The organism is Streptomyces sp. NPDC058221 (assembly GCF_042882365.1).
Lineage (GTDB): Bacteria > Actinomycetota > Actinomycetes > Streptomycetales > Streptomycetaceae > Streptomyces.
In genome coordinates this window covers 16552-30507 of record NZ_JBHVWF010000104.1, presented here as the reverse complement: position 1 = coordinate 30507, position 13956 = coordinate 16552, and the positions used below count along the sequence as shown (strand labels likewise).

General features: G+C 71.5%; 14 protein-coding genes. 4 read left to right on the top strand and 10 right to left on the bottom strand.

Going from position 1 to position 13956, the window contains the following annotated elements; translation table 11 throughout:
- From recA to ACFVW8_RS27605, 3 genes are all read right to left on the bottom strand, one after another.
- A partial coding sequence (gene recA, locus ACFVW8_RS27615; protein WP_389694571.1) for a recombinase RecA occupies positions 1-740 on the bottom strand: 740 nt, incomplete at its 3' end.
- 277 nt (positions 741-1017) lie between these two features.
- The gene (locus ACFVW8_RS27610; protein ID WP_389694573.1) at positions 1018-2187 is read right to left on the bottom strand and encodes an AI-2E family transporter; all 1170 of its coding nucleotides are present in this window, start codon (positions 2185-2187) and stop codon (positions 1018-1020) included.
- A gap of 175 nt (positions 2188-2362) precedes the next feature.
- On the bottom strand, positions 2363-2557 hold the full coding sequence (locus tag ACFVW8_RS27605) for a DUF3046 domain-containing protein (protein ID WP_389694569.1): 195 nt from the start codon (positions 2555-2557) through the stop codon (positions 2363-2365).
- Positions 2558-2636: 79 nt separating this feature from the next.
- Here ACFVW8_RS27605 and ACFVW8_RS27600 point away from each other — a divergent pair, with 79 nt between their 5' ends.
- A complete protein-coding gene (locus ACFVW8_RS27600) occupies positions 2637-3551 on the top strand; it encodes a hypothetical protein (protein WP_389694567.1) in 915 nt (304 codons plus the stop codon).
- 31 nt (positions 3552-3582) lie between these two features.
- Here ACFVW8_RS27600 and ACFVW8_RS27595 read toward each other — a convergent pair whose 3' ends face one another.
- Genes ACFVW8_RS27595 through ACFVW8_RS27585 form a run of 3 tightly spaced genes read right to left on the bottom strand, consistent with a single transcriptional unit; the run spans position 3583 to position 5562 of the window.
- Positions 3583-3888: an AzlD domain-containing protein gene (locus ACFVW8_RS27595; protein WP_389694566.1), complete on the bottom strand. Its 306-nt coding sequence runs from the start codon at positions 3886-3888 to the stop codon at positions 3583-3585.
- Positions 3885-4688, bottom strand: coding sequence for an AzlC family ABC transporter permease (locus ACFVW8_RS27590; protein ID WP_389694564.1), 804 nt, complete (start codon positions 4686-4688; stop codon positions 3885-3887). Before ACFVW8_RS27590 ends, ACFVW8_RS27595 begins: the two co-directional genes overlap by 4 nt.
- A 10-nt stretch (positions 4689-4698) precedes the next feature.
- Positions 4699-5562 (bottom strand): AraC family transcriptional regulator, encoded by an 864-nt coding sequence (locus ACFVW8_RS27585; protein WP_389694562.1) that lies wholly within the window; start codon positions 5560-5562, stop codon positions 4699-4701.
- A 138-nt stretch (positions 5563-5700) separates the two neighbouring features.
- Between ACFVW8_RS27585 and ACFVW8_RS27580 the strand changes: the two genes are divergently transcribed.
- The 3 genes from ACFVW8_RS27580 to ACFVW8_RS27570 are packed head-to-tail and all read left to right on the top strand — an operon-like array spanning position 5701 to position 12061.
- A complete protein-coding gene (locus ACFVW8_RS27580; RefSeq protein ID WP_389694560.1) occupies positions 5701-10374 on the top strand; it encodes a DEAD/DEAH box helicase in 4674 nt (1557 codons plus the stop codon).
- Between the two features lie 58 nt (positions 10375-10432).
- The gene (locus ACFVW8_RS27575; protein WP_389694558.1) at positions 10433-11260 is read left to right on the top strand and encodes a DNA-formamidopyrimidine glycosylase family protein; all 828 of its coding nucleotides are present in this window, start codon (positions 10433-10435) and stop codon (positions 11258-11260) included.
- 36 nt (positions 11261-11296) lie between these two features.
- Complete coding sequence (locus tag ACFVW8_RS27570) at positions 11297-12061, top strand: SDR family NAD(P)-dependent oxidoreductase (RefSeq protein ID WP_389694556.1); 765 nt, start codon at positions 11297-11299, stop codon at positions 12059-12061.
- Here ACFVW8_RS27570 and ACFVW8_RS27565 read toward each other — a convergent pair.
- The 4 genes from ACFVW8_RS27565 to ACFVW8_RS27550 form a co-directional block, all read right to left on the bottom strand.
- Complete coding sequence (locus ACFVW8_RS27565) at positions 12009-12308, bottom strand: hypothetical protein (RefSeq protein WP_389694554.1); 300 nt, start codon at positions 12306-12308, stop codon at positions 12009-12011. The genes ACFVW8_RS27570 and ACFVW8_RS27565 overlap by 53 nt on opposite strands.
- Positions 12309-12539: 231 nt before the next feature.
- Positions 12540-12734 carry a CsbD family protein gene (locus ACFVW8_RS27560; protein WP_389694552.1) on the bottom strand — a complete coding sequence of 65 codons (195 nt, stop codon included), beginning with the start codon at positions 12732-12734 and terminating at the stop codon, positions 12540-12542.
- 108 nt (positions 12735-12842) lie between these two features.
- Positions 12843-13313, bottom strand: coding sequence for a Dps family protein (locus ACFVW8_RS27555; RefSeq protein ID WP_389694550.1), 471 nt, complete (start codon positions 13311-13313; stop codon positions 12843-12845).
- A gap of 210 nt (positions 13314-13523) precedes the next feature.
- Entirely contained in the window at positions 13524-13907 is a 384-nt protein-coding gene (locus tag ACFVW8_RS27550; RefSeq protein WP_024492760.1) for a helix-turn-helix domain-containing protein, read from the bottom strand.
- Positions 13908-13956: the final 49 nt, after the last annotated feature.

Below are 13956 nucleotides of genomic sequence, written 5' to 3'. Positions count from 1 at the left end.
ACGACCTTGACGCGGGTGCGGTTGCCGACGGCGTCGGTGCCGTCCTTGAGCGTCTCGATCCGTCGGATGTCGAGGCGCACCGAGGCGTAGAACTTGAGCGCGCGGCCACCGGTGGTGGTCTCCGGCGAGCCGAACATCACGCCGATCTTCTCGCGGAGCTGGTTGATGAAGATCGCGGTGGTCTTGGACTGGTTGAGCGCGCTGGTGATCTTCCGGAGCGCCTGGCTCATCAGCCGGGCCTGCAGACCCACGTGCGAGTCACCCATCTCGCCCTCGATCTCCGCACGGGGCACCAGGGCCGCGACGGAGTCGATGACGATCAGGTCGAGGGCGCCCGAGCGGATCAGCATGTCCACGATTTCGAGGGCCTGCTCACCGTTGTCCGGCTGGGACAGGATGAGGTTGTCGATGTCGACGCCGAGCTTCTTCGCGTACTCGGGGTCGAGGGCGTGCTCGGCGTCGATGAAGGCCACCGTGCCGCCGAGCTTCTGGGCGTTCGCCACGGCGTGCAGCGTCAGCGTCGTCTTGCCGGAGGACTCCGGTCCGTACACCTCCACCACCCGTCCGCGCGGCAGGCCGCCGACGCCGAGCGCGACATCGAGCGCCGTCGAGCCGGTGGGGATCACTTCGATGGGCTCGTTCGGCCGCTCGCCGAGGCGCATGACCGCGCCCTTGCCGAATTGCCGTTCGATCTGGGCGAGTGCGGCGTCCAGCGCCTTCTCGCGGTCGTTACCTGCCATGGGTTCCACCCGATTTGCTTGAGTCGATCGCTTCACGTCTCAGACGCTAACCCCTGCCACTGACAATGGGCCTCGACGTCCTCCCGGCCTGTGGACAACTCCACGGTCGAGCCCGGCAAACCCGGCCGGAAATCCCATGAGAACGGATGTTCGATTTTGGTGTCAAGCGCGCCACGCCGCACCGGCTCGCCCCCAGAGTAGCGCCCGGGCTTCAGGGAATAAGTGAGTCAAGGCCATATGCCCGACGTCATACCGGGGCCTGGCCCGTCGCCCTCCCTCAGCAGCGCGGACCCCCGTCGTGCGACTCGTCGTCCGCCCCTTCCCTGCCGGCGTCCTCCGGGGCGTGCCAGAGCCGGCGCAGCCGCGCGGACACCGGTACGCCGCGCCGCCACTGGTGCTGGCCGTGCACCCGCGGGTCGTCCGTGACGTCGTACCGCTTGACGTAGGCGCCGAGGAAGGCCTGCAGCGTGGCCACGGCCGGGATGGCGATCAGCGCGCCGACTGCGCCCATCAGCGCGGTGCCGGCGATCACCGAGCCGAAGGCGACCGCCGGGTGGATGTCCACGGTCCGGGAGGTCAGCTTGGGCTGCAGCACGTAGTTCTCGAACTGCTGGTACACCACGACGAACCCGAGCACCCAGAGCGCGTACCACGGGTCGACCGTGAAGGCGATCAGCATCGGCAGTGCGCCCGCCAGGTACGTGCCGATCGTGGGAATGAACTGCGAGACGAGTCCGACCCAGACCGCGAGTGCCGGCGCGTACGGCACTCCGAGAGCCGCCAGCAGGATGTAGTGCGCGACTCCGGAGATGAGTGCCATCAGGCCGCGCGAGTACAGATATCCGCCTGTCTTGGCGACCGCGATCTCCCAGGCCCGCAGCACCTCGGCCTGGCGGGAGGGCGGGAGAACGGAGCACAGCCCGCGGCGCAGCCGGGGCCCGTCGGCGGCGAAGTAGAAGGAGAACAGGAAGATCGTCAGCAGTCGGAACAGACCGCCGAGGACCGTGGTCGACACGTCGAGCACACCGGTCGCGCTGTTCTGGACGTACTTCTGCAACCAGTCGGAGTGCAGCAGGCTGTCCTGCACCTCGACCCGGGAGAGCTCCGTGTGGAAGGTCTGGTTGACCCAGTTGATCACCGAGTCGAGGTAATTCGGGAAGTCCTCCACCATCTCGACGATCTGGCCCGCGAGCATCGAGCCGAGCAGTACGACGAAACCTGCTCCGGCGATCAGCACCGCGAGGAAGACCAGGAAGGTGGCGAGGCCCCGGCGCATGCCGGCCGCAGACATACGGCTGACCGCGGGTTCGATGGCGAGCGCCAGGAAGAAGGCGATCAGCACATTGATCAGCAGACCGATGAGCTGGTCGAACGCCCAGCTGCCGAGCCGGAAACAGGCGTAGAGCGCCAGTGCCAGCACCATCGCACGCGGCAGCCAGGCCGGCATGCGGGCCGACCCGCCGCCGGCCGGCGGGGCCGGTGGCCCGACGGGCGGAGTGATGGGCGGCTGGGTCTGAGCGGTCTCGTCTGTCGGTGCCACGGATCCAGTCTCGCCTACCCCGCCGGCGGCCCGTCGCGCGCCCCGGGCGACCACCGGCCGCCGCAGGGCGTTGAGCTGCGCGTCAGCGCTTGTCCGCGGGGATGCCGACCGCCGTGCAGACTCCGCGCCAGATGTCCTTGGCTTCCCAGCCGGCGGCCAGCGCCTCGTGCACCGTGCGACCGCCGAGCTCGGCCATCACGTGGTCCCGCGCGAAGGAGTCGGCGTAGCCCGCGCCGAAGTGGTCCGCCATCCGTTCCCAGAAAATCGTCAACCGCATGCCATCAGTATCCCGCTCCTGAGAGTGCAGCCGGGCCGCCTGCCCTTGCCGGGAGCCCTTCCCGGCCTACGGTCGGTCCATGGCTGGAACCGGAGAAACTCCCCTCAACCGTGCCGAGCAGTTCATCTGGCTCACGGCCCGTGTCCTCGAACAGCGGCGGTTCGCCCATCACTTCCTGAAAGGAAGTGACGATGCCGTGGAAACGGCGCTCGCCGCCTATCTCAATGAGGACGGCGGGTACGGGCACGCGCTCGAACCCGATCTGCGCGGACCTGTCAGTCAGCCGCTGCACACGGCGCACGCGCTGAGCGTCCTCGACTCCATCGGCCGCTGCAACGGTCTCCGGGTGGAGAGGATCTGCCGTTTCCTCACCGAGGTGTCCACGAAGGAGGGCGCGCTGCCCGCCCTCCTTCCCTCGCAGCGTGGCTATCCTGCCGCGCCGTTCATCCCGATCGTCGACAATCCGCCGGCCGAGCTGCTGGCCACCGGTCCTGTGGTCGGGCTGCTGCACCGCAACGCGGTGTGGCATGCCTGGCTGTTCCGGGCCACCGACTTCTGCTGGGCCGCGGTCGACGCCCTGCAGGTGTCACATCCGTACGAGATCGAGGCCGCCGTCGCCTTTCTCGACGGTGCCCCGGACCGGCCACGCGCCGAGGCCGCGGCCGACCGGCTGGGGCGCCTGGTGCGCGACCAGCGGCTCGCCGTGCTGGATCCGGAGCAGCGGGCCGAGTATCCGGTGGTGGCCGGTTACGCGCCCGGCGAGCAGCACTTCCCGTACGACTACGCCCGGGCTCCGGAGTCGCTCGCCCGCCGGTGGTTCAGCGACGTGGAGATGGATCTCTCGCTGGACCACCTGGCGGCCGGGCAGGAAGCGGACGGCGGCTGGCCGGTGACCTGGCGGCAATGGGCGCCGGGGACCGCGCTCGAGGGGCGCCCCCTGGTGACGCTCAGGGCGTTGCAGACCCTGCGGGCGCACGGCCGTGCGCTCGACTGACACGGGTCCGTCCACCCGCGGGTCCATGGGGTCAGCCGAGGGCGCGTACTCCGGCGGTGACGACCACGGCGGCGCCCACCACCACGAGGAACGGCGCACGCAGGACGAGCGCGAGGGCCGCCGCGGCAAGGCCCGCCCCTCTGGCGTCCAGCGTCAGTGCCTGTCCGTCGCCGAAGGTCTGCTGCGCGGTCAGAGCGGCCAGAAGTGCCACCGGCAGCAGCGCGGCGAGGCGTTGCACGAGCGGGCGTTCCAGGGCCCCTGCGGGCACCAGGAGGCCGAGGAGCTTGGCGAGGTAGCAGCCGGCGGTGGTCAGCGCGATGGCGATCCAGACGTTCATCCGTGGTCCTCCGTCGTGGTCGTGCGCGAAGCCCTCGCGTCCTTCCGTCCCTGTGCCTGTCCCTTACCGCTGCCGCGCCCCCTCATGAAGAGGACGACGGGCGCAGCGAGCGCGGACACCAGTACGGGCACCCCGGCGGGGAGCACCGGCAGCAGGCCGAGGACGAGGACAACCGCGAGCCCGGCGGTGACGCGCTCCGTCGTGGTCTTCAGCATCGGCGCGAGCAGGGCGAGGAAGACGGCGGGACTGGCCGCGTCCAGCCCCCAGGCATCGGTGTCGCCGAGCGCTTCGGCGCCCAGGGCGCCGACGAGTGTGGTGAGGTTCCACAGCACGTAGAGGGTGAGCCCGGTGACGGTGAAGCCGATCCGCGCCGCCCGCCGGGTGGGCTGGGGCAGCGTCACGGCTGTCGTCTCGTCGATGACCCAGTGGGCGGCGAAGGGGCGCACGGCACGCGGGAGGGCGAGCAGCTGCGACAGCCGCAGCCCGTAGAAGGAGTTGCGTACCCCGAGGAAGAAGGCACCGGCAGCCGCCGTGTACGGATTGCCACCCGCGGCGAGGGCACCGACCAGGGCGAACTGGGAGGCGCCGGTGAAGACGAGAAGGCTGAGCGCACAGGACTGCAGCAGGCTCAGTCCGGCGCCGGCCGAGGTGACACCGAAGGCGAAGCCGGAGAGTCCGACGGCTATGCCGACTCCGAGCGCGTCACGCACGACGGCCGCGTCCGGCTTGGCCCCGGCGGCGAGCGCACTGCCGCTTGCCGGTTCGCCGGGTTTCTGAAGGGGTGCTGTCTGTTCTGCCACGTCGCGGACGCTACCCGGGCGGTTCGGGGCACGTCTTGTACGTTCTTGCGCGTTCGCGCTGGTAGGCGCCCGGCGGCACCCCCACGATCCGGGTGAAGTGACGGTTGAGATGCGGCTGGTCGGTGAAGCCGACCTCGGCCGCCGCCAGGGCAGGGGCTGTGCCCGCGTCGAGCATCCGGCGAGCCCGCCTGACCCGGGCATCGGTGAGCCAGGTGTGCGGCGGCATCCCGTACTGCTTCCTGAAAGCCCTCAGCAGGGCAAACGGGCTGGTACCGAGCTCGGTGGCCAGTGCCTCCAGGGATGGCGGCGCGGCCATCCGGCTCTCCAGTACGGCACGGGCGCGCGCCGCGTCCCGCGCGCCCGCAGCCCGGGGCCCGGGAGTGGACAGCGCGCTTCCGTGCCGGGTGAGCAGACGCGTGACCATGACCCGCAGCACACTGTCCGCGGCGAGTGCGTTGCCCTCCTCCGCCGCACGGTGGACCTCGCCGATCAGCCGGGCCGCGTACGGATCGACCACGCTGGTCTCGGTGAAACCGACCGTGCCGCGCAGATCCGTCGTATCGGCCGCGATGTCGTTGATCACCTGCGCGGACGGGTAGAGCGTCGCGTACACCCACCCCTCGGGGACACCGGCGCGGGCGGTGTGCGGCACCTCAGGGTTGATCATGACCACGGAGCCCGGGCCCGCGTGGACGGTTTCGCCGGGCAGTGCGACGTCCTCGAGGCCCTGGGTGACGGCGCCGAAGACATAGCCCTCGTGGCTGTGGCGCGGGAAGGCGTGGCGGACGTAGCGGGCCCGCAGCAGGTCGAGGCCGGGCAGTTCCGCGTACTGCCAGTACCTCGCCCACTCCGCCCGTCCCGCAGCTCCCGCCATACCCGGATTCTCGCAGCTCCCGGCCGAGGTCACCGATCCTGCGGGCCGGCGGAAACAGCCGGGCGGACCGCACCCTGCCCGCCCCCGGTCGCAGGCGGTGTCCCGGCCGTTGTCAGTGGCGGGGTGCACGATGGGGGCATGACCGGCTCCGCACTCGATTCGTTCTCCTCCGCGACCCGCAGTTGGTTCACGGGGGCCTTCAGCGCGCCCACGGCCGCGCAGGAAGGTGCCTGGCGGGCGATCGGTGAGGGGTCGGACGTCCTGGTCGTCGCGCCGACGGGATCCGGCAAGACGCTGGCGGCCTTCCTCGCCGCCCTCGACCAGCTGACGGCGGTCCCACCGCCCGCCGAGGCGAAGAAGCGCTGCCGGGTGCTGTACGTGTCGCCGCTCAAGGCGCTCGCGGTCGACGTGGAACGCAATCTCCGCTCGCCGCTCACCGGCATCCGCCAGGAGTCGGTGCGCCTCGGACTGCCCGAGCCCGAGGTGCGCGTGGGAATCCGCTCGGGCGACACCCCGCCCGCCGAGCGCCGTTCGATGGCGACCAGGCCGCCGGACATCCTGATCACCACCCCCGAGTCCCTGTTCCTGATGCTGACCTCCTCGGCCCGGGAGGCGCTGGCGGGGATCGAGACGGTGATCCTGGACGAGGTGCACGCCGTCGCGGGCACCAAGCGCGGCGCCCATCTCGCCCTGTCGCTGGAGCGTCTCGACGAACTGCTGGCACGACCGGCCCGCCGCATCGGCCTGTCCGCCACGGTCCGTCCGGTCGACGAAGTGGCGCGGTTCCTCTCCCCGCAGCGGAGGGTGGAGATCGTCCAGCCGCCTTCCACCAAGCGGTTCGATCTGTCGGTGGTCGTACCGGTCGAGGATCTCGGTGAGCTCGGCGGCTCCCCCGCCGCCGGCACGGACACCGCGGGCCAGGCGGACAAGCCGTCGATCTGGCCGCACGTGGAGGAGCGGATCGCCGATCTCGTCCAGGCGCACCGCTCCACGATCGTCTTCGCCAACTCCCGCCGTCTCGCCGAGCGGCTCTGCAACCGGCTCAACGAGATCGCCTACGAGCGGGCCACCGGCGAGACGATGCCGGAGGCCCACTCGCCCGCCGAGATCATGGCCGAGTCGGGTGCCGCCAAGGGGGCGCCGGCCCTGCTCGCACGGGCGCACCACGGATCGGTGTCCAAGGAGCAGCGCGCCCAGGTCGAGGAGGACCTCAAAGCGGGCAGGCTGCCCGCGGTGGTCGCCACGTCCAGCCTGGAGCTGGGCATCGACATGGGCGCGGTCGACCTGGTGATCCAGGTCGAGTCGCCCCCCTCGGTCGCCTCCGGGCTGCAGCGCGTCGGCCGTGCCGGGCACCAGGTGGGCGCGGTGTCCACCGGGGTCGTCTTCCCGAAGTACCGGGGTGACCTGGTGCAGGCGGCGGTGGTCACCGAGCGGATGCGCGAGGGCTCCATCGAGGCGCTCCGGATCCCGTCCAATCCGCTGGACGTGCTGGCGCAGCAACTGGTCGCCATGGTCGCCCTGGACAGCTGGCAGGTGGACGACCTGCTGGCCGTGACGCGCCGGGCCGCGCCTTTCGCCTCGCTCCCCGAGTCCGCTTTCACTGCCGTGCTCGACATGCTGGCCGGCCGCTACCCGTCCGACGCCTTCGCCGAGCTGCGCCCGCGCGTGGTCTGGGACCGCGTCGCCGGTACGGTCACGGGCCGCCCCGGCGCCCAGCGGCTCGCCGTCACCTCCGGTGGCACCATCCCCGACCGCGGACTCTTCGGGGTCTTCCTCGCCGGCGCCGACCCCAAGAAGGGCGGCGGCCGGGTCGGTGAGCTGGACGAGGAGATGGTGTACGAGTCCCGGGTGGGCGATGTCTTCACGCTGGGCACCACGTCCTGGCGGATCGAGGACATCACCCGCGACCGGGTGCTGGTGTCGCCCGCGCCCGGTGTGCCGGGCCGGCTGCCGTTCTGGAAGGGCGACCAGCTGGGCCGGCCGCTGGAGCTGGGCCGTGCCCTGGGCGCCTTTCTCCGCGAGCTCGGCGGGCTGTCCCCCGAGGACGCCCGGGAACGGCTGCTTGCGGCGGGTCTGGACACCTGGGCCGTGGACAACGTCCTTTCGTACATCGACGAGCAGCGCCGGGCCTGCGGTCATGTCCCGGACGACCGGACGATCCTCGTCGAGCGTTTCCGGGACGAGCTGGGCGACTGGCGGGTGGTCGTGCACTCCCCGTTCGGCGCCCAGGTGCACGCCCCCTGGGCGCTCGCGCTCAGCGCCCGCCTCGCCGAGCGGTACGGCATGGACGCCCAGGTCATGCATGCCGACGACGGCATCGTGCTCAGGCTTCCGGACGCCGACATGATGGGCCTGGACCTCCTCGACTTCGACCCGGTGGCCCCGGCCGGGACGTCCGAATCCGGCGGTCCGGCACCGGCCCCGCTGTCGAACGCAGGCCACGACAGCGATCAGCCCCCGGTCGGCGCCGCCGACGTCGCCTTCGACCAGGGCGAGATCGGACAGCTCGTCACCGATCAGGTCGGCGGTTCCGCCCTGTTCGCCTCCCGGTTCCGTGAATGTGCGGCCCGGGCGCTGCTGCTTCCGCGGCGCAGCCCCGGCAAGCGCACCCCGCTGTGGCAGCAGCGGCAGCGAGCCTCCCAGCTCCTCCAGGTGGCCTCCGAGTTCGGCTCGTTCCCCATCGTTCTCGAAGCGGTCCGCGAGTGCCTGCAGGACGTCTTCGACGTTCCCGGGCTCACCGAGGTGATGGGTGATCTGGAAGCACGCCGGATCCGCCTGGTCGAGGTGACGACGCAGGAGCCGTCACCGTTCGCGCGCTCGCTCCTGTTCGGCTACGTCGCGCAGTTCCTCTACGAGGGCGACTCCCCCCTCGCCGAGCGGCGGGCCGCCGCGCTCTCGCTCGACTCCCATCTGCTGGCCGAGCTGCTGGGCCGGGCGGAGCTGCGCGAGCTGCTCGACGCCGACGTCCTGACCGAGCTGGAGCGGGAGCTCCAGTGGCTGACCGAGGACCGCAGGATCAAGGATGCCGAAGGCGTCGCCGATCTGCTGCGGGTCCTCGGCCCGCTCACCGACGCGGAGCTGGCCGAGCGCGGGGCCGAACCACCGTGGGCGCAGGAGCTGGCGTCGGCACGCCGGGCCATCCGGGTCCGGATCGGCGGCGGTGAGCACTGGGCGGCGATCGAGGACGCGGGCCGGCTGCGCGACGCCCTGGGCACGGCTCTCCCGGTCGGTGTCCCGGAGGCGTTCACCGAACCGGTCAAGGAGCCACTCGGTGACCTCCTGGCACGCTATGCCCGCACGCACGGCCCGTTCACCTCCGCCGGTGCCGCTGCCCGCTTCGGCCTCGGGATCGCTGTCACCGACGGGGCGCTGCAGCGGCTGGCGGCCTCCGGCCGGATCGTCCAGGGCGAGTTCCATCCCGCCGGGATCGGCCAGGAGTGGTGCGACGCCACGGTGCTGCGACGGCTGCGGCGCCGCTCGCTCGCCGCGCTCCGTCATGAGCTGGAGCCGGTGCCGCCCGCCGCCCTGGCCGGATTCCTGCCCCAGTGGCAGCACCACGGCAGTAACAGCCTGCGGGGCATCGACGGACTGGCCCGTGCCATCGAGCAGTTGCAGGGTGCTCCCGTCCCCGCGTCGGCCCTGGAGAAGCTGGTCCTGCCCGGCCGTGTCACCGGCTACTCCCCCGCGCTCCTCGACGAACTGACCACCACCGGAGAGGTCGTGTGGGCCGGTGCGGGCGCCCTGCCCGGCAAGGACGGCTGGCTCTCCCTCTACCTGGCCGACAGCGCCCCCCTGCTCCTGGCTCCCCCGCGCCCGCTCGAGCTCAGCGCGCTGCACGAGTCCGTACTCACCGCCCTGACCGGCGGATACGGACTCTTCTTCCGCCAGATCGCCGATCAGGTCCGGGCCACCACGCACCCGGACTGCACCGATCCGCACCTGGCGGACGCCGTCTGGGACCTCACCTGGTCGGGCCGGCTCACCAACGACACGCTCGCACCGCTGCGTTCGCTGCTCGGCTCCGGGCGCACGGCGGGATCGACCGCGCACCGCGCGCGGCGGAACGTCCCCCGCGGCCGTTACGGCTCGCTGACGGCCGCGGCCCGTCCCTCCTCGCGCACCGGCCCGCCCACGGTGTCGGGCCGCTGGTCCCTGCTGCCCGCCCTCGAGCCGGACCCCACGCACCGGGCCCACGCCCTGGCCCGCACACTCCTGGACCGGCACGGTGTGGTGACCCGTGGCGCGGTCCAGGCCGAGGGCGTCGAGGGCGGCTTCTCCGCCGCGTACCGCGTGCTGTCCGTCTTCGAGGACAACGGTCAGGCCCGTCGCGGCTATGCCGTGGAGGGGCTGGGGGCCGCACAGTTCGCCATGGACGGCGCGGTCGACCGGCTCCGCGCGGCCTCCACCGCCCGCGACCGGACGGAACCGGGTGCGGCTCCGCAGGCCCTGGTCCTCGCGGCGGCCGACCCGGCCAATGCCTACGGGGCTGCCCTCCCGTGGCCCGAACCACCGGACGGCGCCGGCCACAAGCCGGGCCGGAAGGCCGGCTCCCTCGTGGTCCTGGTGGACGGTGAACTGACGCTGTACATGGAGCGCGGCGGAAAAACGCTGCTCGCCTGGCCGACCGATCCTGAGGACCCCGCCCTGCGGGCGGCCGCCACGGCCCTGGCCGCTGCCGCCCGCGCCGGAGCCCTGGGCACGGTGACGGTGGAGCGCACCAACGGCGCCTCGGCGCTGACCTCACCGCTGGGCCGGACTCTGGAGTCGGCCGGCTTCCTCGCCACCCCGAGAGGCCTCCGCCTCCGCGCATGACCCGGCGCGTTACGCCCTCACCCCGGCCCGCGCCGCGCATCCCGCGCATCATGGAGGTATGCCCGAAGGAGACACCGTCCTGCAGACCGCCAGGCGTCTGCACCGCGCACTCGCCGGTGAGGTCCTCACCAGGTCCGACCTGCGCGTTCCCCGGTTCGCCACCGCCGACCTCACCGGCCGGTCCGTGCTCGGCGTCGTCTCGCGCGGCAAGCATCTGCTGACCCGTATTGAGGGCGGCCTGACCCTGCACAGCCATCTGCGCATGGACGGGGCCTGGCGCATCTACCGCCCGGACGAGCACTGGCGCGGCGGCCCCACGCACCAGATCCGCGCCATCCTGGGCAACTCCGGTCACACGGCCGTCGGTTATCGCCTCCCCGTCCTCGAACTCCTGCGCACGGCAGACGAGGAGAAGGCGGTCGGTCACCTCGGCCCGGACCTCCTCGGGCCCGACTGGGACGCCGACGCGGCACTGCGCAATCTGCTCGCCGCCCCGGCCCGCCCCCTGGGCGAGGCCCTGCTGGACCAGCGCAACCTGGCCGGCATCGGCAACATCTACAAGGCCGAGCTCTGTTTCCTGGCCCGCGCCACCCCATGGCTCCCCGTGGGAGAGCTGCCCGGCGCCACGGCGGCCCTTCTGGTGACCACGGCCCGCCAGCTCCTCGAAGCCAATCGGGACCGCCCGGTGCGCATCACCACCACCACCGCGCGCTCCCGTACCGCCACCGGTCAGGCGTCCCGCCCCGGCCGCCCGAGCGAGAACCTCTGGGTCTACGGCAGGACCCGCCGCCCCTGCCTGCGCTGCGGAACGCCGATCCGCGCCGCCGAGCAGGATGCCCGCCCCGCCTACTGGTGTCCGCACTGCCAATCGGGCCCCACACCCTAGTTGACGACCCGTCAGATTCAGTCGTACGGTCCGGTCATGTCAATCGCCGCGTACGACCTCACGGGCCGCTCCGCGTTCGTCACCGGTGCGGCCGGCGGCATCGGCCGGGCCGGCGCGGTCCTCCTGGCCGAGGCGGGCGCCACCGTCCACTGCGCGGACCGCGACGAGAAGGGTCTCCTGGAGACCCTGGAGCTGATCACCGCGGCGGGTGGTGAAGCCCACACCCACCCGCTCGATGTCACCGACCGCAGTCAGGTCCGGGCAGCCGTCGAGGCCGCCGGGGATCTGGACATCCTGGCCGCCGTCGCCGGGATCATGCACACGAGCAGCGTCCTGGAGACCGCGGACGAGGATCTCGACCGGGTGCTCTCGGTCAATTTCAAGGGTGTGCTGTACGCCTGCCAGGAAGTGGCCCGCTCCATGATCGCCCGGGGCGCTTCCGGATCACTGATCACCATGGCCTCGGGCGCGGTCGACTCCGCGAGCCCCGGACTGCTCTGCTACAGCGCTGCCAAGGCGGCGGTGGTCCAGCTGACGAAGACCCTGGCGACCGAACTCGGTCCGCACGCCATCCGGGTCAACGCCGTCGCTCCCGGCTGGGTCCGCACCCCCATGACCGCCCGCCACGACGCGGAGCAGCAGCACCGGGCGGAGGCCACGATGGCGCGGATATCGCCGCTGGGCAGGGTCGGCGAGCCCGTTGACGTCGCCCACACGGTTCTGCATCTGGCGTCAGACGCGTCGGCCTTCATGACGGGTCAGATCCTCCGCCCGAACGGCGGCGTCGCCATGCCCTGGTAGCCCACCAGGACCGGCCCGTGTCCCGCAGCCCAGCGGCGCACCGCCGCAGGAGGCCGGTGCCCGCGTCGAAGATTCCGGTAGGCCGGGCGGTCGCGGCCACATGTACCGGCAGAAGGCTCAGCCCCCAGCCACCCGCCGCCACCGCGCCCTCGACCACCCCGGTGTGCGCCGGCTCAAGGACCAGCCGCAGCACAGCCCACCACCACACACCGCCGAGAACGAGCGCCGGCACCCATCGCCGCACCATGGCTGCCTCCTCCGGCCGAACCCAGGGCCCTTCGTCGGATCAGGCCGGGCTCGCGGGGTCCGATCCAAACGAAAGACCCTAATCCGGCGAGATCACCCAGCGGGAGAGCGCACCGGTGCAGTACCGGCGCGCACGGCGCAGTCGCACGCTCTCGCAGTCTCGCCCGGCTCCACCTGGGCCGCATCCAGAGCGGAGCCCCCACCGCTTCCGGTGGGGGCTCCGCGTCGGCCGTCAGTCCTTGTCGTCGCCGGACAGCGAGTCCTTGACGCCCTCGGCGCGCTCCTTGGCATCGCCCATGGCGCCCTTGGCCTTGCCCTTCGCCTGGTCCGCCTGGCCTTCCGCCTCCATGCGGCGGTTGCCGGCCATCTTGCCCATGGCCTCCTTGGCCTTGCCGGCCATCTTGTCCTTCGCGCTTTCGTCGGTCATTGCGACTCCTCGAATGGTGCGAACCGGCAGCTGCCCGAGAGCGGGCAGACCCGGGGGTCGGTGAACCGGTCGGATACCTTGGCACCGGCCGGGTGAAACGGGATGCCGTCAGGCGCTCTCCGCCTGGAACATCCACGCGTGCTTCTCAAGATCGGCGGTCAGCGAGATCAGGATGTCCTGACTGACCGGGTCGGGCTCACCGGTCACCTCGATCCTCTCCCGCATCCGGCCGATCACCACGCCGAGGGCGTCAACCAGGGTCCGTACCGCGTCCACGTCCTTGACCCAGCCCTCGGGCACGGAGTCGATGGCCGTGGTCCTGGCGATCGTCGCCGACCGGCCGTCCGGGTTGACGCCGATCGCGGAGGCCCGTTCGGCCACCGTGTCGGAGTGCTGGCGGGCGGTGTCGACGACCTCGTCGAGCTGAAGGTGCACGGACCTGAAGCGTGGCCCCACCACGTTCCAGTGGACCTGCTTGGCGACCAGGGACAGGTCGACGAGGTCCACAAGGGCGCCCTGGAGGGCATCGCCGACGGACTTGAGGTCAGCTTCGGACAGCGGGCTCTTCACCACAGACATGCACTTCTCCGATCTGATATCCGTTCCGTTCAGCACCACCCACGATGGCACAAACGAAGCGAAACGGTCATTCAGGGAGAGATCTGCACGAGATCGCTCCCCGGTCTCATACAGTGCGCCTGCCCGCCACAACCCTCTCGACACACAGAAGCCCCGGTCCGCCCCCAGAGGGGAGGACCGGGGCTCCGGCTTCAGACCGAACCGCGCGGGTCAGGCGGCGACGACATCCACCGCTTCCGCAGGCGCCTTGATGGTCACCCGTCCCGTCGGTACACCCGCCACCGACGAAACAGAGACGGAATTGAGCCTGGGGCGCACCGGCACGGGTACCGGGTCGCCGGCTGCTGCCGACTCGGCCAGTTCAGCCAACGACAGATCATCGCTCACTTCACGCATGAGCTCGGACATCCGTACGTCAAGCGCGTCGCAAATGGCGGAGAGCAGTTCGGAGGATGCCTCCTTCTGCCCCCGCTCCACCTCGGAAAGATAGCCGAGCGAAACTCGGGCGGACGAGGAGACTTCGCGCAGAGTACGGCCTTGGCGCTGGCGCTGCCGACGCAGCACGTCACCAAGCAGGCGACGGAGCAGAATCATCGGTGGCTCCCTCCTCGGACCGCGTAGCCGCATCCTTCACGCCCCACCG

What these genes read in the sequence shown, in the direction of transcription:
- ACFVW8_RS27610 (WP_389694573.1), bottom strand. Translation starts at nt 2,187, where the DNA reads ATGCCGGCCTGGCTGCCGCGTGCGATGGTGCTGGCACTGGCGCTCTAC.
- ACFVW8_RS27605 (WP_389694569.1), bottom strand. Translation starts at nt 2,557, where the DNA reads ATGCGGTTGACGATTTTCTGGGAACGGATGGCGGACCACTTCGGCGCG.
- ACFVW8_RS27600 (WP_389694567.1), top strand. Translation starts at nt 2,637, where the DNA reads ATGGCTGGAACCGGAGAAACTCCCCTCAACCGTGCCGAGCAGTTCATC.
- ACFVW8_RS27595 (WP_389694566.1), bottom strand. Translation starts at nt 3,888, where the DNA reads ATGAACGTCTGGATCGCCATCGCGCTGACCACCGCCGGCTGCTACCTC.
- ACFVW8_RS27585 (WP_389694562.1), bottom strand. Translation starts at nt 5,562, where the DNA reads ATGGCGGGAGCTGCGGGACGGGCGGAGTGGGCGAGGTACTGGCAGTAC.
- ACFVW8_RS27580 (WP_389694560.1), top strand. Translation starts at nt 5,701, where the DNA reads ATGACCGGCTCCGCACTCGATTCGTTCTCCTCCGCGACCCGCAGTTGG.
- ACFVW8_RS27575 (WP_389694558.1), top strand. Translation starts at nt 10,433, where the DNA reads ATGCCCGAAGGAGACACCGTCCTGCAGACCGCCAGGCGTCTGCACCGC.
- ACFVW8_RS27570 (WP_389694556.1), top strand. Translation starts at nt 11,297, where the DNA reads ATGTCAATCGCCGCGTACGACCTCACGGGCCGCTCCGCGTTCGTCACC.
- ACFVW8_RS27565 (WP_389694554.1), bottom strand. Translation starts at nt 12,308, where the DNA reads ATGGTGCGGCGATGGGTGCCGGCGCTCGTTCTCGGCGGTGTGTGGTGG.
- ACFVW8_RS27560 (WP_389694552.1), bottom strand. Translation starts at nt 12,734, where the DNA reads ATGACCGACGAAAGCGCGAAGGACAAGATGGCCGGCAAGGCCAAGGAG.
- ACFVW8_RS27555 (WP_389694550.1), bottom strand. Translation starts at nt 13,313, where the DNA reads ATGTCTGTGGTGAAGAGCCCGCTGTCCGAAGCTGACCTCAAGTCCGTC.
- ACFVW8_RS27550 (WP_024492760.1), bottom strand. Translation starts at nt 13,907, where the DNA reads ATGATTCTGCTCCGTCGCCTGCTTGGTGACGTGCTGCGTCGGCAGCGC.